The sequence below is a fragment of the Bacillus sp. B4EP4a genome, assembly GCF_006680105.1.
Lineage (GTDB): Bacteria > Bacillota > Bacilli > Bacillales > DSM-1321 > Peribacillus > Peribacillus simplex_E.
In genome coordinates this window covers 55,503-74,773 of record NZ_VHIK01000027.1, presented here as the reverse complement: position 1 = coordinate 74,773, position 19,271 = coordinate 55,503, and the positions used below count along the sequence as shown (strand labels likewise).

The following is a 19,271-nucleotide window of genomic DNA, read 5'->3' as shown; positions in this document are numbered from 1 at the left end:
AAATGACACATGTAAATAGATTATCGGAAATCATTGAACAAAAAAAAGAAAAATTCATTGAAGTCAGTGACTGTATATGGAACTTTGCAGAAACACGCTTTGAAGAATATCAATCTGCTGAATTGCTATGCAGCACGTTAGAAAACGAAGGATTTTCTGTTGAAAAAGGAGTTGGAAACATAGAAACGGCATTTATCGGTAGCTTTGGGACCGGTAAACCTATTGTGGCAATCATGGGAGAATTTGATGCGCTGTCAGGTATGAGTCAAAAAAAAGCTACAGCTAAACAAGAGCCAATAGTACAAGGTGAAAATGGCCATGGATGTGGTCACAATTTACTTGGTACGGGATCTTTAGCTGCAGCTGTTGCGGTGAAGGATTATATGGAAGAGAATCATATAAATGGGACAGTTCGTTATTATGGATGTCCAGGAGAAGAAGGCGGATCAGGCAAAACCTTCATGGTCAGAGAGGGTTTGTTCGATGACGTTGATTTTGCATTTTGTTGGCACCCACTGGATGTTAACGGCGTTATGTCGATGGATTCGCTTTCCAATTTCCAAGTGTATTATAAGTTTAAAGGCAAAAGCTCTCATGCAGCAGCATCACCACATTTGGGACGGAGTGCTTTAGATGCCGTAGAACTTATGAATGTTGGCGTGAACTATTTAAGAGAGCATATTATTCAAGAAGCAAGAGTCCATTATGCCATAACGAATTCAGGTGGATTATCGCCTAATGTTGTCCAACAAGATGCAGAAGTTCTTTATTTATTACGAGCTCCAGAAGTTTCACAAGTTCAAGATATTTACTTGAGAGTTTGTAATATTGCTAAAGGAGCTGCCCTTATGACAGGAACTGAATTGGAAATCGTTTTCGACAAAGCCTGTTCCAATGTTATCCAAAACAATGTGCTAGAATCCGTCATGTACAAGAATTTTCAAGAATTAGGTATTCCACAACACGATGATAAGGAAAAACAGCTTGCCAAAGAAGTCCGCGCCACCTTAACCGAACAAGAAAGGAACGGTACAATCAATCCTTTTAAAGATAATCAAGATGATGCTTTGGCAAATTGGTTAGAACCCATCGAGGGCTCCCAAGCGCCATTAACAGGTTCCTCGGATGTGGGAGATGTTAGTTGGATTGTTCCTACTGCCCAATGCACAACAGCTTGTTTTGTTCTTGGGTCACCATTGCATAGCTGGCAGTGGGTTACACTGGGATCAACATCCATTGCCCATAAAGGAATGCTTCATGCTGGCAAGGTAATTGCGGCAACTGCAGTAGAAGTGCTTCAAAATCCGGAATTAATTGAAAAGGCAAAAACAGAGCTAAAAGAACGATTAAAAGGGAAAAACTATATCTCCCCTATTCCGCAAGATGTAAAGCCTTTAGTTAAAAGATAGACTAGATTGGTGAGTTGCTGTAATCGTCAATTGTCCGTAGATATATGGTAATTTAGTTCATGGAAACTTATTATGTATAAAAAGGGGTTCGGAAAACATATCTTTCATCAAAAGATGTTCCCAAACCAACACCTTCAACTCCTCAAGTATGGTTTTTATCTATATGTTAGAACAAAGTTGATTGGAGAGAAAGGTGCGAGACTCCTGCGGGAAAAGCGCGTCTAGGGAGACCCCGCAAGCGCAAGCCGAGGAGGCTCGCGGACCGCCCGCGGAAAGCGAGTGCCTGGATCGGAAATCTACGTCCAAATTGTACAAGCCATAAAAAAACTGTGGTAAACTCGATTTCTTCGAATTTGTCTACAGTCTCAGGGATCTTCGATTGGAAGGTCCCTTTTCCATTTTGGCTTTTATTAACTCTCGGAAACCTCTAAGTGTCATAAAAATTAATGGTAAGAAAGCTTATCCCTTCATATTCAACAGATATCCTTCAATATCGTGCTTGCTTTTTAATATAACTATTAGCTTTTCAGGGTCACTCTTTTGAAGATCTGCAAATCTCATTTTCATGTCTTTTTTGCGAGGAAAGTAGGTGGCCATGATAAATTTAACAAACTGCCAGTCTAATTTTTCATTGCAGCCTTCGCCCATATCAGGTCTTGTTTTACCTAGATAAGATAACCAACGTTTTATAACACGGTAAAGGCAAACACGGAGAGGAAGTTCTAAATAAATAATCGTATCGGCAAGCTCCGAACGTAAATTAAAAGAATTACTATAGTTGCCTTCCATTATCCACTTGTCATGACTCAATACTTCCTTCTGAGCAGAAATAAAATCCTCTAAGGGAGCCTCCACCCAGCCAGGCCTCCAGTAGAATGTATCCAAATGATGTACCTCGATATCCAAATTATCTCCAAGTCTTCTTGCAAAAGTGGATTTTCCGACACCCGCGGACACTCCGATAACCATGATACGTTCCATTTATATACCAGCTTCCTCACTTTATTAATTGAAATAACCAGTAAGTCTACCAAATATATATAACCTTTTTAACATCCGTCTTCCTCTGCACTTCCCTTTTAGTTCCATAGAAAAGGCGACCCTTCTTGAATGAAGAATCGCATCAGTTATAGAAAAGATAGTATGGTTACTGCGGTGTCCTGTCAATGAACAAGCCTGACTTATATTATATCTTTATTAAATCAGTTGCCCTAAATGTTTCTTTGCCTCGTAATCAACAAGTTTTTCATCCTGCTTAATTCGTGCCAGATAATCCGGGTTGGCTATAAGCGGACGTCCAATCGCCGCAACGTCAATAATGCCTTTTTCCAGTGCGGCTTCTGCGGTTTCAGGATCAAGCCCCCCTACACCAATTATGATTCCATCCCAGTGGCTGCGTACCAATTCATGCATCGTCAATCCTCTTGCAATCGGTTTGGTAAATTCCATCGTGGATGGGTGAATCATTTTGACTCCTGTTTCATTGAACGCTTCAATAAATGTTTGGATCGCTTTTTCAGGGTCTTCCCACATGTAAGACGGCTGGTCAATTTTCAAAGCCGAAAAACGAATAAGGGTACGTTCCACTCCAACCGCATCAATAACTGCTTTTAGCACTTCCTTCATAAAAGTCAGACGCTGTTTTAAATCACCACCATACCGATCGCTTCTTTTATTGGAGGTGTCAGAATTGAACTGGTCTATTAAGTAGCCGTGTGCACCATGAATTTCAACGCCGTCAAAGCCAGCATCCATTGCATTCTTTGCAGCTTGTTTATATTGGGTCACAACTTCTGCAATATCCGTCTCTGTCATTTCTTCAGGAATGTCAAAAGGTTTACCGAATCGGGAAACCTTACCTTCTGCAGCGATGGGTGACGGAGCCTGCGGAGGAAGTCCTCCTGCAATTTCATGGTGACTTGCACGGCCCACATGCCAGATTTGCGCAATAATCGTTCCGCCTTCTGCGTGCACTGCTTCCGTTACTTTTTTCCAGCCGTTGATTTGCTCTTGAGTATATATTCCGGGAACTCCAGGATTGCCCTTTGCTCTTGGTGAAATCACTACACCTTCAGTGATGATAAGTCCGATTCCATCTTGAGCCCGTTTTCGGTAATATTCTACGGTCAGGTCATTCACAACACCCGTTTCTTTATCGGCAAACGACCGTGTCATAGGAGCCATTGCCGTTCTTGTTTTTAAGTTCCATGCACCAATTGTTACAGGTTCAAACATTTTGGTTTTCATTGTATTCATTTGAATTCCTCCTGTTAACCGCCTTTACCTGGGCTAAATTTTAATAACTATTACTGTGTAAGATTATCCGATAAGTGGTTGATTTTCAAATAATTCACTCAGTTTTTATAGCTTCCGATAAAATAGGTAATAAAGACCAATGAAAACGATTTATTCACGGTTATTGTTTTTTCCAAACAAAAAGCCAGACAGAGAAAATCTTTCCCCTGCTGGCTAATTTATCTTTTTTCATTAATATCTTATTAGTCTCGAGCTGTCCTGATAAAAAACGACACGATCAAACCAATGATTGCAAGGACGAGACCGAAAATAAAGGCATCTTGAACGCCTGCAGTCAATGAACCGCTGATGGCAGATGGATCGAACGGATCTTCTGCATTTGCCATATAATTTTTTTGGGATGCTGACATGATTGTAATGGCAACGGTTGTACCGATGGCCCCCGATACTTGTTGCAATGTATTCATTAGAGCCGTTCCATCCGGATAAAGATTTTTCGGCAGTTGATTCAGACCATTTGTCTGGGCCGGCATCATGACCATCGAAACACCAATCATAAGGAGGGTATGCATGACGATTACCATAATGATCGCCGTTTCAGTCGTTACGTTCGTCAAAGTCCATAACATGACAATCATGATAATGAAGCCTGGGATCACTAACCCTCTTGGCCCGAACTTATCAAAAATGCGCCCAGTAACTGGAGACATAATACCATTAAGCACTCCACCCGGTAATAGTACAAGCCCAGCAGAAAACGCAGCTAATGCAAGACCGGTTTGCAGGTATAACGGTAAGAGAATCATGGATGACATGATGATCATGAAGGTGATGAAGACGGTTATTAACCCTAACGTGAACATCGGGTATTTAAAAACGCGCAAATCAATCATCGGTTTGTCCATGTTGAATTGCCTCACAGCAAAAAGGAATAGCGCTATAAGTCCAACAATGATCGAAGATAGAACTATCGCATTGCTCCATCCTTGCTCTCCGACAATACTAAAGCCATAAACAATACCCCCAAAACCAATGGTCGATAAAATAATGGATGGTACATCGATTTTAGGTTTGGTGATCGTTGAAACGTTTTGCATATATTTGAGACCGAATAGTAAAGCGATCACAAAGAACGGCAAAGACACCCAGAAAATGTAATTCCACTTTAGGTTTTCGATAATCAAACCTGAAACTGTCGGTCCGATGGCTGGGGCAAACATGATCACCAGCCCCATCAATCCCATTGTCGCTCCCCTTTTATGAATAGGGAAAATCAATAAAATGGTATTGAACATGAGAGGTAATAAAAGACCCGTTCCGATTGCCTGGATGACACGAGCTAGCATCAAGATGCCGAACCCAGGTGCAATTGCTGCAATGAGCGTCCCAATGATGGAGAACACCATTGAGGCAATGAATAATTGACGAGTATTGAACCACTGAATCAAGAGTCCCGAAACGGGAACCAATATCCCTAATGTTAATAAGTAACCCGTTGTCAGCCATTGCACGGTGGAAGGACTGACATTGAATTCTTGAATTAGATCCCCCAGCGCCATGTTTAATGCCGTCTCACTGAATAACCCAATGAACCCTGCAATTAAAAATGCAATTAATATAGGGGTCGTTCTAATGACTGGGTTTTGTTGCTGTGTTGCATCTGCAGACATAAAATAATTCCTCCAATTACTAACTGTTCGACCTAAGCTTAAGATAATTTTTCCGCATGACTTATTTATTTATCAGCAATAATGGTATCTGTTCCGCAATGGCTTGGAGAGGTTCCCCGTTTTTTGCCGTTAAGGATAAAAGGATACCGCCTTCAATTAAAGCATTAATTACGATACTCAATTCTTTTGCCCGTTTCTCACTGAATTCCGCCTCGAGTAATTTCTTCACATATATGGATTGCCAATCTTCTATCGCTTCTTGACAAGCCGTTCTTATCTGCTCACTCGTCGTATATGTTTCCGCTGCAATCGTCCCGATTGGCAGTCCTAATAGATTTTCACTATCACCAAATACCTCGGATAAATGAAAAATATGAGACTGAATGGCTTTGATAGGGTCTTCAATTTCATCAAATCCCCGTTTAATTTCATCTATCACGAATTCTTTTGTATGAATAATCGCCTCGATCGCCAATTCTTCTTTGCCTTTCGGAAAATAATGATACAGCGAACCTTTTGGGATGCCACTTTCCTCAATAATGTCCTTGAGCCCTACACCGTAATATCCACGTATCCGAAAAAGTCGGGAAGCAGCCTCAATAAGAATGTCTTTCGAGTTTCGTTTTTCTGCCATAGCTGGATCACTCCTTAAAATTATATCAACCGGTCTATTAGAGACTATACTTGGATATCATTGTTTTGTCAAAAATGACAAAGCCTATGAATGGAATATGCTATTGAACTCATTGAAAACAAAAAGAACACCTCATAATGGTGTTCTCTGCAAGTTTAAAAAATCGAGGAATCAATACCTACAATCCGCTAAAACGCTCCAATAATAATCAAAATAATCGGCCGGCCATCATTATCTTCAAGGATTCTTGTCATGATTTTTGAAATCAAGAATAGCAATTACAAACATGCCAAAGCTTAGCATTAGGGAAATAACTTCGAAAGTACCCATTCATACATCGCCTCCTTATATCCAGCTTTTCCTGATCAGAGATTGTCCTATACAAGAAAAAGATGAAGCAGTGGCTTTTAAACAAAAAAAGCAAACCCATCAGGGTCTGCCCTCGTACTTAATTCTTATGATTGATCGTTGAAACTTTCTTTTCAAAAGACCGATTACTGTTAATAACCAAGTTTTTTTTCCACAACGTTCATTAGGGGTTTACCGTCAGAAAAAAGCTTTAAATTTTTCAAGAATAATTCCATCACACGATCTAGGTATTTGGAAGAGTTGTAAGCATTATGTGGGGAAACCATGACATTTTCCAGCTGCCAGAAAGGGTGATCCTTAGGTAAAGGTTCTACTTCAAACACATCTAGAGCCGCTCCTGCTATGTGCCCATTGCTCAAGGAATCGATTAAATCTTCATCCACAATCGTATTACCGCGGCCGACATTAATTACATAGCTGCCTTTTTTCATTTTATTTAAGCGTTCTTTATTAAAAAAGTATGAGGTATCTTTTGTAAACGGGAGTGCCAAGACGACAAAATCGGACCTGGAAAGGACCTCATCAACTTGATCCATACCCATTATCAAATCCGCAGGTTCATATTCTTTGTTCCTCTTGGAGGGATTTCGGCGGCACCCAATAACGGTCATACCCAGTGCTTTACATCTCTTCGCTATCTCATAGCCAATATCACCATACCCAATTATCCCCACTGTCGCATTTTCAAGATCTTTCACAGGAATTTCAACCCAGGTTTTGTTTATTTGATTTCTGATCATTGTCGGTACGCCTCTTGCTAACGAAGATAGCATCGCAATTGTATGCTCGGCTATCGGGACAGATGTGCAGCCTTTGACATTGGTGATGATGACATCGCTGTTCTGTATATCTTCATTCAGCATGGCCTCAACCCCAGCACTGTCTGAATGGACCCATTTAATCCTTGGAGCTTTTTTTATAATGTTAAGATTATCATGAAGCCCCAGCGTATAAAGGACATCAAACTTTGATAAATCAACTGTTGGCTGTGGTTCAGGTTCGCCGAATTCCCATGGCTCGACAACAACTTCTGAACAAATCGCCTTAAACTCATTGATGTATTTTTCCGGTATATCGACCCTGATATAAAGTGAAGGTGCTATTTTCTTAGAACCAGACATTATAAAACCTCCTCAAGAACCTCCGATTCCCTTTTCCCTCTTTTATGGGAAGGCAATCCGTTGCGATTATGCCATGCCGGGCTTTATGATCATTTCAAGAAATCTGGTTGCTCTTTTCTGATTCTGTCCCAAAGAGGCTGAAAACTCAGCCAACCCTCATATTCCGTTCCCGTTTGTTCTGCCGTTAACTTTGCATACTCTTCTTCTATAAAAATCGGCTTACCTACAGATTCAGCCATTATCTGTGCTTGACATGAACGTTCCATCGTTATAAACCACCAAGCAGCTGAATCTACAGATTGGCCGACCGTTAACAATCCATGATTGCGGAGGATGACAGCTTTGTATTGACCTAAAGCCTTAGCAATACGCTTTCCTTCTTCGGATGCATAAACCACACCAGTAAAATCATCAAATAATGCATGGTCATTGTAAAATTGGCAGGCATCTTGCGTAATCGGATCTAGCAGTCTTCCTAAGGAAGACCATGTCTTTCCATAGACCGAATGAGCATGTGCCGCAGCAATCGCTTCCGGTCGCGCTTTATGGATTTCAGAATGAATGGCAAAGGCAGCACCATTCACAGAATGTTCACCCTCTACAATATCACCTTTATGATTAACCAATATAAGATCCGAAACGGAAATTTGACTAAAATGCATCCCAAATGGATTGACCCAGAAATGGTCTGTATATTTAGGATCACGGACCGTAATATGGCCAGCTATCCCTTCATCGAAACCGAACTTTGAAAAAAGGCGGAATGAAGCTGCCAAACGTTCCTTCCGGTGAGTGCGTTCCTCTTCCATTGTATTGAATGTTGCGGGTTGCAGGGAAATTGTCTTTGTCATTTTTCTTTCCTCCTCGATTCTGTTTCCTCATTTTTTGCCTACCATCAATTAGCCATGGTGTCCATGTCCGCATTATCCTTTACATCTTGCTTTACCTCATTATTGGGGCTGAGAAAAGTAAGGGTAGTGATGACAACAAAACTAGTAGCGAGTCCGTATAGAATGGGTTGAGTGGAGGAAGGTCCATTAATGACCAATCCAACAATAATAACGATCATGCTAGCTAGAATGGAGTAGAATGCAGCTTTAGCCGTGACTCTCTTCCAAAAGAAGCCAAGAATGATTGGAAAGAACACAGCGCCGGATAAGATTGCGTAAGCTACATCCAGTGCAACTAAAATATCTTGTATCCATATCGAAACGATTATCGTCAATACACCAATCGTTAAAGTTGTAATTCGAGATGTTTTTAAAAATTGACGTTCACTCATTCCTGGACCGATATATTTTTTAATGATGTCATTAACAACTAAAGTGGACGAAGCAAGCAAAGTTCCTGAAGCTGTGGACATAAGGGCAGATACCACACTCGCAATGACAACCCCCAATAGACCAGCAGGTAAAGTTTCCATCGCTATACTAGTAAATGCATTTTGTGGATCGCCTAAATTAGGAAGGATAATAAAAGCGCACATTCCAATGATACTGATTGCAATCGCATAAAAAACACTATATATTCCCGCTCCTACCGTTCCACCCCGGGAGATAGCTTTGGTTCGTGCGGTAAAAAGACGCTGCCAAATATCTTGGCCAACAACTACCCCTAGAGTAAATAGTAGGAAATATTGAAAAATTGTTTCTCCGCCAATATTGCCTAACTCGAAATGTGATGCAGGAAGATTTTCTTTAAGCGAGCCCCACCCTCCTGCCTTAGAGATGCTCATCGGAAGCATGATAAAGAAAATGCCGATCGTCATGATGACGAATTGCACGACATCAGTCATGGTGACTGACCACATACCTCCTAAAATTGTATAAAATAAAACGATCCCACCCCCGACTATCATGGACACCGTTAAGTTCCAGCCAGCCAAAACATGTAAAATTGTCCCCATCCCAATTACTTGCGTTACAGTCAGCATGAATGTGTAGATAACAGAGACAAGGGCACTGATCAATCTTGTTTGAGAGTTGTAGCGCTTCTCAAGCATTTCACTGATTGTCAATACTTTTAAATCAAAGATCTTATTTGTTAAAAACAACCCGATGGCAATAATGCCGAGCCCGATCATCACCACTAGCCAAATACCGGATATCCCAAACTGATAACCTAACTTTGCTGTTCCTAGAGTAGAAGCACCCCCTAATATCACAGCAGCTAAACAGGATAAATACATAAAATGTCCAAGATTACGTCCTGCCACAATGAAATCATCTGCTGTTTTTGCCCGCTTGGATCCGATTACTCCCACAATGATTAAAACAGAAAAATATAGAATCATGATCGATATATCCAAAATATGCATTTACACATCTCCTTTTGGGCTTGTTATGTTCTATCGCTTTGTAAAGAGGGAAGGAAGGGATTTCACCGATACCTTCCTTCTTTCCAGTAAAAATGAGGAATTACTTGTTAAGCTGTGTTTCCAAATCTCCGACCCTCTCTTTTTTCTCCAGTTTCCCTTTTTTTGCGAGAGCGATGAGTGTGATGAATTCATAGACAATATTAGCGGCAGCGGCAGCCGTGATTTGTCCGTGATCGTATGATGGTAAAACCTCAACAAGATCGAACCCAACAAAATCTATATTCGTCAATCCTCTCACTAAGGCTAAAGCATCATCAATGCTGGCCCCGGAAACTTCAGGGGTACCCGTTCCTGGAGCATAGACCGGATCTAAGAAATCAATGTCAAAAGATAAAAACACCGGACCATCAGCAACACGCTCATGAATGACCCTTAGCATCTTTTCGACCCCGATACGTTTATAATCGTTTGTCGTATAAACGCCCAAACCTAAATCCCGGGCATCCTGAAGATCTTCCGGTCCATACAGACCGCCCCTCATACCAATTTGAAGAGATCGTGATACATCGATGAGACCCTCTTCTATCGCGCGGCGAAAAACGGTTCCGTGATTATACTTTTGATCAAAATAACTATCCCAAGTATCAGAGTGAGCATCGAATTGAAGCAGGGCAACTGGACCATGTTTTTTTACGATTGCACGTAACTCCCCTAGCGTAATGGAATGATCGCCCCCCAATGAAATGGGAATGATCCCTTTTTCAATGACGGGGGTAAGCTCTTCTTCGATCTTTTTATATGTTTCAGAAATATACCCCGGAATGATCGGAATATCCCCATAATCAATTCCGGATATATAGTCAAAAATATTAATATCTTGTTCTGGATTATAAGGACGTAAAAGGATTGAAAAATCGCGAATGGCTTCTGGTCCGAATCTCGCACCCGTTCTAAATGATTGCCCGGAATCAAATGGAATTCCCGTAATGACAAAATCCATATGTTCATCTACCCGTTCAACAAATGGGAGCCTCATAAACGTACGCACTCCACAAAAACGGGGTGATTTGAATGAGTCTTTCGGTTGATACTTCATCATGTAACATCCTCCTAAATTCTAATTCTGCTATTATTATTTTTCACTCCACTGCAATGGCAGATGTCATACAAACTTCCATCCAAATAGAATGGACTTATATAACACCTTGTTTGGAAATTCTCTTCTTACCTTTTACTTAAGCAAGATTCAGGCCAACTATTTCGCTGCGGTATATAAGGCTTTTCATTATTTTGTTTCATCAAATGATTAAAAACTTAATCATTTTCTTGTTTTTTGATTTAATTTTTGATTATTTAGACTATTTGATTTATATTTTAATTAAACAGCATCCCAAAACCGAAAGGAGCGGAATGTATGTACGACGACATGCTGGAGGAAGAACTAAATAAGATTATTGAAACATCGAATAATAACATTCTCATTACCGATCAAGATGGAATCATTTTATATTCCAACCCAAAGCTTTGGGAGATTTATGGTATGGAAAGTGACTCTTATATCGGTACCTCCGTCTATCAATTAGAAAGCGAGGGCCTTCTCACACCTTCCATCAATGCGATTGTTTTAAAAGAAAAGAAAGCGAAGCGCATAATGCAGGAAACGAAAACGGGTCATGTTGTCATGTCGACTGGCTATCCCATTTTTAATAAGGAAGGACTTCTCGTTAGGGTAATCAGCTATGGTCAGGATCAAACCGAGATCCTGCAATTGCAGGATCAATTTGAACAATTACAACGAAAAGTAAAAGGCTATCAAACGGAAGTCGAGGATTTAAGAGAAAAGGAACTGGATTACCATTATTTGATTGCTAGAAGTAATGAAACGAAGCATATTTTAAAAACGATCCATAATGTTGCAAAAACCGATGCCACGATTCTCTTATTAGGACCTTCCGGGGTAGGGAAAAGCACTTTTGCCCGTGCTGTTCATGACCAAAGCAACCGAAAGAAAGAACCTTTTATCGAAGTGAATTGCAGTACGATACCTGATAGCTTGTTTGAATCGGAAATATTTGGCTATGAGCCGGGATCATTTACAGGGGCAAATAAACAAGGGAGGCAAGGCCTGATTGAGCAGGCTGACAGCGGAACTCTTTTCTTGGATGAAATCGGGGAACTCCCACTTGCCATGCAAGCTAAATTACTGAAAGTATTACAGGAAAAAAAGATAAAGCGCATCGGTGGAAAAAAAGAAAACCATATTAACTTCCGCCTGGTTGCAGCAACTAATCAAGATTTGAAGGAGATGGTAAGTCAAGGTAAGTTTAGATTGGACTTATTTTATCGTTTGAATGTGATTCCCATCCAAATTCCGGCATTACATGAACGTAAAGAAGATATCCCTCTCTTAATTCAGCATTACTTACAGAAAACCAGTGATAAATACCAGAAATTCAAAAAAATCCATCCATCGACTTATGAAGTTTTGACTCATTATCATTGGCCCGGAAATATACGGGAATTAGAAAACTTAATTGAACGGTTGATCCTGACCATCGAAGAACCAATTATATTTCCCGAACACCTTCCGCAATCCATCACAGGGCAAATTGAACAGCCTGAAGACTCCAACTTCCTTGCAATCGAACAGGATTGTAAAGAGAATTTCGATTTAAAGAAGACACTGGAAAAGGTTGAAAGGCAACTGATTGCAAAAGCATGGGAAAAATGTAAAACCACATACGAAATGGCAGAACATTTGGGCATCAGCCAGCCAACAGTCATCTATAAATTAAAGAAATACAAAAAGTATTTGTAATTTCATCTGGACTAGAATCCCTGCTGACCTTGAATGGTCCTTAACCTTTAGTCATAAATGAATTCAAGCTAAGGGCGCTTTTTGAAACCTTATATGCCGGCAATTCAAAGTGAAAACTTTGAATCGGAAATAAGGCCAATTAAAAAGCCCTAAACATTCAATCAAAAAAAATCCACATTCAAGATGAATGGGATTCACAAATATCATTTACGTTTCCATATTATTACGGTTAAAGTTTACATTAATTAAACGAATGATAGTCAGTGAAGCTTCTGCAACACCTGTTAGCGACCATTCACAGGAACGGTAAACACAGTGTTGGTTCCATTCACTGTGAATGACCCTGAATTTTTGTTACTCATAAGCGGAAACCGGTTGCCCCCACTATTCCTGTTGGACCGGTTTCACCTGTTATTCCTATCGCTCCTGTAGCTCCGGTTGTTTCTCTGCTTTATAGACTCAATAATTCATACTGAAAAATTCATCCTTGTATGTTTCCCCCAAAATGTGGTTTTTTCACATCTTAGTCGACATGCAAAAAGGCTCCCATAAATGGAAGCCTTCAATTACTAACATAGCAATCTTGTCAAACATTTTATGCATTCAAGCTTTTTTCCAATTTGGAACCCCAAGATTCGCGGATGATCAACTCATCTTCCAGAACGAATTTTTTCTTTTCAATGGTTCCGCCTTTCATTAATGTCAGCAATAGGTTCGTTGCCTTTTTAATATTTTTTTTTGACCATCAAGCCAATATAAGGATCGTCGTCAAATAAAATCGATTTCATTTCTTTCAGGGGTTCCACCTGAAGAAAAAGGTGAACACCTAACCTGGCGCACGAATCGTAATCAAATCCCAACTGGGACCGGTCTTGGTTTCAGATAAACTAACCACTACTTTAAAGACATCTTAATGGTATTTTTAAATATTAATATTTCTAAACTTAATTGATTTTATCTTAGGAATCCTAGCCATCCTTAGAACTAAACCACTTATTAGTTCATAAATATTAACATACTAAACGACCTTCCTGCTCTCCCACTCTTCACTTTTCCATCAAAGACACCATTCTAAAAAAATATTTTACTATATCAGCAGATTAGAAATAACATAAACCTATTTTGAGATGATTCCATCAACAAAAAGAGGCACCCATAATGGGAGCCTGAATTTTTAGTGAAGGTAAGCTATTGTATGTGAACGGCCACCATTCCGCATCCCTATGCGACACGATAGTTGAGAAATGTGATATTCCACCCAGTAACTTAACTTTTCTAATGTACGGAATCTAAAAAAAGGATAGTAAGTTATTTCACTGCCTTTTTAATAGCCTTCACTTCATATAATGATCCTTCCGAACTGACGATATATTCAGGCTTTGGTTTCCCAAGGTTTGCTTTATGGCCTGCGATATGGGCTTCACTCTTTTCCCACTGCTTCCAATTGATCATAATGATGACCTCTTCATCGCCGCGTCGCACTTTTTTCACCTAGTCGATAACGATGCTCATTATCAATTATTGCGCCTTTGACTTGGGGCCTCAGAACTCTAATCCCAAAAACAAAATAAAAAATGAATCAGAAAGTCATGCAGATCTTCCTGACCCATTTTTTATTGTCATTCACCTTTTATCTTTAAGACTTTTGGGAACATAGTCATTAAGTTTGTTAAATAAAGAAGTAATATAGGAGCTCAGTTCAAATCGATCATCCTGAACAAATTCAATTAACGACACTCCATCCTTTTTCATATCTTTTCCCCCTTTTAGTATTATCCCGGTGCATGAACATTTCAGTCACTAATACCTGTGTATCCCGCCATTAGTCCACTTACATCTACTCTCCATCGTTTTCTTTATTTGATTATACAAGAAAGCGCTTACAATGTAAAATATTATAATACTATAGATTGCTATTTAATTAGAATGTTCCAGTTATATAAAGCTTCATCTTCATCATATTTAAATTATCAAGCAGTGCTGGCTTTTAGGTGTACTTTCAATATCATTACTACTTGTCTTGTTCACAGTGTATGAAATTTCATGAAATGCCCTTCAATATTTCAGTTAAACGAAGGAACTCTTCCTTATCACGATTTCTTAATGAGTCATCGATTTCTTTTTCGATTTGTGCTCTCCGGTAATCACTAAGGGCCTTTTTTAAAACCATTTCAGCCATCTCTTCAGGTTCAAGCGATGTTCCTGGCAATTGCTTCTCCATACGAAACCAACTCCTTAACCTTTTTTCTATTATACTAAATAACTTGGAGATTATTATTATTTCTTTAAATCTTATCCTTTCCTCTTTTTCATTTCCTTATCCACATGATTTCCACTTTGCCACTCTTCTATACATAAAAAATTCTAAATGTTTTGAGTTTAATTCTCCACCTTAGTTAAGACTTTTTCATTTTATCCGGGAAGATTAAATCATTATTCCCATTACTTTAGAACGAATTATATTCCAATACAGGTGATGAGAGCTATGTTATTCGCTTCATTTTTTCAGAAAAATCAGAAATATATTGACCGGTATGGAAAGGCCCTCTAAAATAATCTAAATAATCCATTTTTTTACTTATATTCCTTTAGCATCATTTTTGTTCATTTCAGCTTTATTTATTGCTGTAAACAATTTTGATGAAATACTACGCATTAAAGGAGCATTTCCATGAAAAAAAGTCGCGTTCTTTTCGCTAGTTTAGCTGGTTCCGTTATTGAGTGGTATGATTTCTATTTATACGGGACAGCAACAGGCCTAGTTTTTACAACTCTATTCTTTCCCAATCATGATCCTGCGATTTCACTTCTTCTCGCCTTTGTCACTTTCGGGGCTGGTTACGCTGCCCGGCCAATCGGAAGTATCCTATTCGGCCATATGGGTGATCGCATCGGACGGAAGGCAGCACTCATGTTCACCCTTATTGGTATGGGAGGGAGTTCAATGCTTATCGGTGTTCTTCCCACTTATGCCCAGGTTGGGTTGGCCGCCCCCGCCATCTTGGTGGTGCTGAGGTTGATTCAAGGAATTTCCTTGGGAGGTGAATGGGGCGGAGCCATCCTATTGGCAACGGAATCTGCTCCAAAGGGTGTCCGTGGGTTATATGGATCCATTCCCCAACTAGGGGTCCCCATCGGTTTGGTTGCCGGTTCATTCAGCCTAACCCTTATCAGTTCCTTGACAACCGATGCCCAATTTTTAGCTTGGGGTTGGCGGATTCCATTTCTTTTAAGCGGTGTACTGATCGCATTGGCAATCTGGGTAAGGAGTGGCATTGAAGAAACGCCGGAGTTCCAGCAGCAGAAAGATAGCGGTGATCTTGCGAAGGTTCCCATTATTGAAACGTTGAAACACGATTGGAGAAGTGTGCTGCAAGTGATCGGACTAAAAATTGGGGACGGGTTCTTCAATGTATTCATCATGTCCTATGTTCTCGTCTTTACTACACTGTATTTTGGTTATTCCAAAGATTCAGCCCTTACCGGTTTAACGATTGGCTGCGCTACAATGCTAATTACCATTCCTGTCATTGGTTACATTTCAGATTTCATCAATCGAAAAATCATCTATTTTGGGGGCCTGATTCTCCTTTTCGTCTTGGCCATCCCATATTTCACAATGATTGGGCGTGGGGTTGGCTGGTTCTACATTATGCAGGCAGTTGTACTCGGCGTCATCTGGGGAGCCATTTTTTCTACACAAGGGACATTATTCTCAGAGCTCTTTACAGCCAAGGTCCGTTATACTGGATTATCTGTCGGTTATCAGGTCGCGGCAGCCATTGCAGGTTTCGGTCCGCTCATCTGGACTGCCATGGCTGAATCATATGGCCCATCCCCTTTGGTATTTGGCGGATTCATGATGGCAGGTCTCGCAATTTCCCTGGCGCTTTGTATATTATCACCGCATTTCAGCAGAAGGATGGAAAAGGATAAAACACTCAAACCACATGAGCTGGATTTGAACTGATTATAAAATCTCTGGCATGAGTAATAACAGAGGCTGCACGTCCTATCATGGACGAGCGGCCTCTGTTATTTTGAATGCATATACCTAGCTATACTTCCTTGCTTCCTACAATATCCAAAAGATCAGAAAGCGTCCGGATTTCATATGTGGGCTTGATTCCCAGATTATTATCCTTTTGATGGGGATTGTACCAGCATGTATCCATTCCATAATTCAAACCGCCCTGTATATCTGATGTCAAGGAGTCACCCACCATCAACGCTTTCGATATATCCGTGATCTTTAACTTGGAAAATGCATAATCAAAAATCCCTCTATCAGGCTTCTGAAACCCAGCCTCTTGGGAAATTATCAAAGTCTCAAAGGTATTGCAAAGGGGTGACCCCCCGATTCTTGCTGTCTGCACTGTTGTGAAGCCATTTGTTATAATAGCCAGCCGGCATCCTCCAAGCTTCTCGCAAACCTCTAAAGCCCCGGGCAGAAGATGTATTTCCTTTCCCAAATGTCCAAGGTACGCACCGCTGAACGCATCCGCATCGATATCAAGCCCATGCTTCAGGAACAATCGCTTGAACCTTTCCACTCCCAGATTTGTTAAATCAATACGCCCCTGTTCCAAGTCCCTCCATAATACCTGGCTGATTTCTTGGTAGCATCCCGCATAATCCTCCGCCCCTGTGGGCAAACCGAACTCCAAGAAGACTTCATGCAGTGCTTTTTTTTCCGATATCCCAAAGTCTAGCAATGTATCATCAACATCAAATAAGATAATCTCGTATTTCATCGCTGCCTCCATAATCATTTTAGTCCAACTTAACACATTTCCTTTAGTTACGTATTAATAATGCAAATTAATGGTTGAAAACTACAAAAAGGATAGCTTTTAAAGGCTATCCTTTTTTGTATGGTTCTTTATAGAAGACGCACCCCAATTCTTTATCGATAGTCATAGAAGATAAGGTGAATAGGACGGTTTCCAATACCACGCTTCCATTGATCAAGAAGTGATTATTCGTTTAACCGGCTCTTCTTCCTGAACCATTTGTTGGTCTTTTCTTGTAAAAGCACTAACAGCCAGCATGACGATAAGGTTAAAGGTAATGGCGACGATCCCTATATCAAGATCCTGTATGAAATGTGGTGCCTTCGGTAATAAAGTGGCCATTGTTGCCTCTGCCAGAGTAAAGTAAGCGACCAACACCACCCCTAAAATCATTCCTGCAGAGGCCCCCGCTTTACTTACCGGATTTCTCTTAAGCAAGCTGAATACTAAAGGAGGGAAAAGCTGCAGGACAAAACTGTAAGCCATGGTCAGTAACGCAATCATCGTATTACCTCCATAGAATGTAAAGATTAAGGAGACCAATGATACGATTGGAACAAATATACGGGTTAGTTTGGCAAGCTGTTCATTCGATGTGTCAGGCTTAACGGCTTTATAAATATTCTTTGATAAAATCGTGGCTGCCGTCAAAATTAACATCGAGCATGGTACAAGGGCTGCAAGCATGCCTGCTGCTCCGACAACGCCAACAATCCAGGGCGGGAAAGCATCTTTCGCGATTTTAAATAAGGCAAGGTCGGTATCTCCGCCTTGTAGATTCGGTATCTGCAAAACCGCCGTAAAACCGATAAAAAGAATGAAAACCAGAATGATTTGATACAGAGGTAAAATGGCAGAGTTTTTCCTGAGAGCCGATTCGTTTTGGGAAGATAAACTCGCTCCAAAGCAATGCGGCCACATATATTGGCCCAATGCGATGGTCAGGCAAAGGGAAATATACCAAGAGATGCTAAACCCTTCATCCGGAAGCAATAAGAATCCCGGTTTTGTTGCTTCAAGAGTTTCGAACATTGGTTGTATTCCACCGAAGTAATGTATTGGCAAATAAATGCCCAAAAACACAATTACGACAAGAATGAGGATATCTTTCAATACTGCCGTCCAGGCCGAACCATGAATACCTGACACATATACAAAAACAGTTACGCAGAGCATTCCGATCCAAACAGCAACCGTTGGGGGAATCAATCCATATGATGCTTCGGAAACGATGATTTGAAAGCCTTTTAATTGTAATACGATATAGGGAATCATTGATAGGACCCCGATAACAGCAACCAGAAGTCCCAATGGCTTACTATTATACTTTTTTGTGAAAAAGTCAGATTGCGTCAGCACATTATGTTTTTTCGCATAGCGCCAAATAGGGGGTAAAATCCAGAAAGGAACGATGTAAGTAAGAGCACAAAATATATAGATAGTGGGACCGCCCATACGGTATGCCGCTCCGCTGGCGCCAAGAAACACAAAAGTCGAAAACATCTCTCCTGCCATCAGAACGAACATGATTAAAGAACCGAAGTTCCTCCCCCCGACTGCCCACTGGTCAAGCTTCATTTCGCGCCCCTTTTTTGCGCGGATACCTAAGTAAAAAGCCAAAACAAGAGTCATGATGATGATTAATATGGAACTGTTCATTTATTCTCCTCCTGTCTATCACAGATCACACTGCTAATATAAAGGCAGATGGATGTCAAAATAAGCCAGGCTGTGGACCAAAAGATAATGAAAGGCAAACCGAATATATATGGCTCCACACGGTTAATCACGGATAATGAGCCAATCGCGGGTATGACGCTGAGCAGCACAATGATTTTCTTCAAATTGAAGTCCCCCTCTTAATAAATCTGTTAATGAAACGAC

The 19,271-nt window shown here is 40.4% G+C and carries 17 protein-coding genes and 1 pseudogene; 3 read left to right on the top strand and 15 right to left on the bottom strand.

What is annotated here, in order from left to right:
- Window positions 1–2: 2 nt before the first annotated feature.
- A complete protein-coding gene (locus FNK51_RS14380; protein WP_098370908.1) occupies window positions 3–1,409 on the top strand; it encodes a M20 family metallopeptidase in 1,407 nt (468 codons plus the stop codon).
- Window positions 1,410–1,868: 459 nt separating this feature from the next.
- On the opposite strand, the gene FNK51_RS14375 is transcribed toward FNK51_RS14380, so the two are convergent.
- The 9 genes from FNK51_RS14375 to speB form a co-directional block, all read right to left on the bottom strand.
- A complete protein-coding gene (locus tag FNK51_RS14375; protein WP_141993786.1) occupies window positions 1,869–2,390 on the bottom strand; it encodes a P-loop NTPase family protein in 522 nt (173 codons plus the stop codon).
- A gap of 216 nt (window positions 2,391–2,606) precedes the next feature.
- On the bottom strand, window positions 2,607–3,665 hold the full coding sequence (locus FNK51_RS14370; RefSeq protein WP_141993785.1) for an alkene reductase: 1,059 nt from the start codon (window positions 3,663–3,665) through the stop codon (window positions 2,607–2,609).
- 242 nt (window positions 3,666–3,907) lie between these two features.
- Complete coding sequence (locus tag FNK51_RS14365) at window positions 3,908–5,335, bottom strand: MDR family MFS transporter (protein WP_141993784.1); 1,428 nt, start codon at window positions 5,333–5,335, stop codon at window positions 3,908–3,910.
- A 61-nt stretch (window positions 5,336–5,396) separates the two neighbouring features.
- Window positions 5,397–5,969 carry a TetR/AcrR family transcriptional regulator gene (locus FNK51_RS14360; protein WP_098370904.1) on the bottom strand — a complete coding sequence of 191 codons (573 nt, stop codon included), beginning with the start codon at window positions 5,967–5,969 and terminating at the stop codon, window positions 5,397–5,399.
- A gap of 237 nt (window positions 5,970–6,206) precedes the next feature.
- On the bottom strand, window positions 6,207–6,299 hold the full coding sequence (locus FNK51_RS27545; RefSeq protein WP_220126990.1) for a putative holin-like toxin: 93 nt from the start codon (window positions 6,297–6,299) through the stop codon (window positions 6,207–6,209).
- Window positions 6,300–6,469: 170 nt separating this feature from the next.
- Window positions 6,470–7,459: a D-2-hydroxyacid dehydrogenase gene (locus FNK51_RS14355; protein ID WP_141993783.1), complete on the bottom strand. Its 990-nt coding sequence runs from the start codon at window positions 7,457–7,459 to the stop codon at window positions 6,470–6,472.
- Window positions 7,460–7,548: 89 nt separating this feature from the next.
- Window positions 7,549–8,310 carry a class II aldolase/adducin family protein gene (locus FNK51_RS14350; RefSeq protein ID WP_141993782.1) on the bottom strand — a complete coding sequence of 254 codons (762 nt, stop codon included), beginning with the start codon at window positions 8,308–8,310 and terminating at the stop codon, window positions 7,549–7,551.
- A 44-nt stretch (window positions 8,311–8,354) separates the two neighbouring features.
- Window positions 8,355–9,776 carry a sodium:solute symporter family protein gene (locus FNK51_RS14345; protein WP_141993781.1) on the bottom strand — a complete coding sequence of 474 codons (1,422 nt, stop codon included), beginning with the start codon at window positions 9,774–9,776 and terminating at the stop codon, window positions 8,355–8,357.
- Between the two features lie 100 nt (window positions 9,777–9,876).
- Entirely contained in the window at window positions 9,877–10,875 is a 999-nt protein-coding gene (speB, locus tag FNK51_RS14340) for an agmatinase (protein ID WP_141993780.1), read from the bottom strand.
- A gap of 315 nt (window positions 10,876–11,190) precedes the next feature.
- Between speB and FNK51_RS14335 the strand changes: the two genes are divergently transcribed.
- Window positions 11,191–12,594 (top strand): sigma-54 interaction domain-containing protein, encoded by a 1,404-nt coding sequence (locus FNK51_RS14335; protein ID WP_286178714.1) that lies wholly within the window; start codon window positions 11,191–11,193, stop codon window positions 12,592–12,594.
- Between the two features lie 1,308 nt (window positions 12,595–13,902).
- Here FNK51_RS14335 and FNK51_RS14325 read toward each other — a convergent pair.
- From FNK51_RS14325 to FNK51_RS14320, 3 genes and pseudogenes are all read right to left on the bottom strand, one after another.
- Window positions 13,903–14,082: pseudogene (locus tag FNK51_RS14325) on the bottom strand (antibiotic biosynthesis monooxygenase); the annotation flags it as partial.
- 135 nt (window positions 14,083–14,217) lie between these two features.
- Window positions 14,218–14,346, bottom strand: coding sequence for a hypothetical protein (locus FNK51_RS27250; RefSeq protein ID WP_260398103.1), 129 nt, complete (start codon window positions 14,344–14,346; stop codon window positions 14,218–14,220).
- A 289-nt stretch (window positions 14,347–14,635) separates the two neighbouring features.
- The gene (locus tag FNK51_RS14320; protein ID WP_098370899.1) at window positions 14,636–14,815 is read right to left on the bottom strand and encodes an IDEAL domain-containing protein; all 180 of its coding nucleotides are present in this window, start codon (window positions 14,813–14,815) and stop codon (window positions 14,636–14,638) included.
- 450 nt (window positions 14,816–15,265) lie between these two features.
- Between FNK51_RS14320 and FNK51_RS14315 the strand changes: the two genes are divergently transcribed.
- Complete coding sequence (locus FNK51_RS14315; RefSeq protein ID WP_141993779.1) at window positions 15,266–16,564, top strand: MFS transporter; 1,299 nt, start codon at window positions 15,266–15,268, stop codon at window positions 16,562–16,564.
- 88 nt (window positions 16,565–16,652) lie between these two features.
- Here the strand turns inward: FNK51_RS14315 and FNK51_RS14310 are convergent, their stop codons facing one another.
- The 3 genes from FNK51_RS14310 to FNK51_RS14300 form a co-directional block, all read right to left on the bottom strand.
- A complete protein-coding gene (locus FNK51_RS14310) occupies window positions 16,653–17,348 on the bottom strand; it encodes a YjjG family noncanonical pyrimidine nucleotidase (protein ID WP_098370897.1) in 696 nt (231 codons plus the stop codon).
- Window positions 17,349–17,561: 213 nt separating this feature from the next.
- Window positions 17,562–19,046: a sodium:solute symporter family protein gene (locus FNK51_RS14305; protein ID WP_098370896.1), complete on the bottom strand. Its 1,485-nt coding sequence runs from the start codon at window positions 19,044–19,046 to the stop codon at window positions 17,562–17,564.
- The gene (locus FNK51_RS14300; protein WP_089363537.1) at window positions 19,043–19,231 is read right to left on the bottom strand and encodes a DUF3311 domain-containing protein; all 189 of its coding nucleotides are present in this window, start codon (window positions 19,229–19,231) and stop codon (window positions 19,043–19,045) included. Before FNK51_RS14300 ends, FNK51_RS14305 begins: the two co-directional genes overlap by 4 nt.
- Between the last annotated feature and the right edge of the window lie 40 nt (window positions 19,232–19,271).

What these genes read in the sequence shown, in the direction of transcription:
- FNK51_RS14380 (WP_098370908.1), top strand. Translation starts at nt 3, where the DNA reads ATGACACATGTAAATAGATTATCGGAAATCATTGAACAAAAAAAAGAA.
- FNK51_RS14375 (WP_141993786.1), bottom strand. Translation starts at nt 2,390, where the DNA reads ATGGAACGTATCATGGTTATCGGAGTGTCCGCGGGTGTCGGAAAATCC.
- FNK51_RS14370 (WP_141993785.1), bottom strand. Translation starts at nt 3,665, where the DNA reads ATGAATACAATGAAAACCAAAATGTTTGAACCTGTAACAATTGGTGCA.
- FNK51_RS14365 (WP_141993784.1), bottom strand. Translation starts at nt 5,335, where the DNA reads ATGTCTGCAGATGCAACACAGCAACAAAACCCAGTCATTAGAACGACC.
- FNK51_RS14360 (WP_098370904.1), bottom strand. Translation starts at nt 5,969, where the DNA reads ATGGCAGAAAAACGAAACTCGAAAGACATTCTTATTGAGGCTGCTTCC.
- FNK51_RS27545 (WP_220126990.1), bottom strand. Translation starts at nt 6,299, where the DNA reads ATGGGTACTTTCGAAGTTATTTCCCTAATGCTAAGCTTTGGCATGTTT.
- FNK51_RS14355 (WP_141993783.1), bottom strand. Translation starts at nt 7,459, where the DNA reads ATGTCTGGTTCTAAGAAAATAGCACCTTCACTTTATATCAGGGTCGAT.
- FNK51_RS14350 (WP_141993782.1), bottom strand. Translation starts at nt 8,310, where the DNA reads ATGACAAAGACAATTTCCCTGCAACCCGCAACATTCAATACAATGGAA.
- FNK51_RS14345 (WP_141993781.1), bottom strand. Translation starts at nt 9,776, where the DNA reads ATGCATATTTTGGATATATCGATCATGATTCTATATTTTTCTGTTTTA.
- speB (WP_141993780.1), bottom strand. Translation starts at nt 10,875, where the DNA reads ATGATGAAGTATCAACCGAAAGACTCATTCAAATCACCCCGTTTTTGT.
- FNK51_RS14335 (WP_286178714.1), top strand. Translation starts at nt 11,191, where the DNA reads ATGTACGACGACATGCTGGAGGAAGAACTAAATAAGATTATTGAAACA.
- FNK51_RS27250 (WP_260398103.1), bottom strand. Translation starts at nt 14,346, where the DNA reads ATGAAAAAGGATGGAGTGTCGTTAATTGAATTTGTTCAGGATGATCGA.
- FNK51_RS14320 (WP_098370899.1), bottom strand. Translation starts at nt 14,815, where the DNA reads ATGGAGAAGCAATTGCCAGGAACATCGCTTGAACCTGAAGAGATGGCT.
- FNK51_RS14315 (WP_141993779.1), top strand. Translation starts at nt 15,266, where the DNA reads ATGAAAAAAAGTCGCGTTCTTTTCGCTAGTTTAGCTGGTTCCGTTATT.
- FNK51_RS14310 (WP_098370897.1), bottom strand. Translation starts at nt 17,348, where the DNA reads ATGAAATACGAGATTATCTTATTTGATGTTGATGATACATTGCTAGAC.
- FNK51_RS14305 (WP_098370896.1), bottom strand. Translation starts at nt 19,046, where the DNA reads ATGAACAGTTCCATATTAATCATCATCATGACTCTTGTTTTGGCTTTT.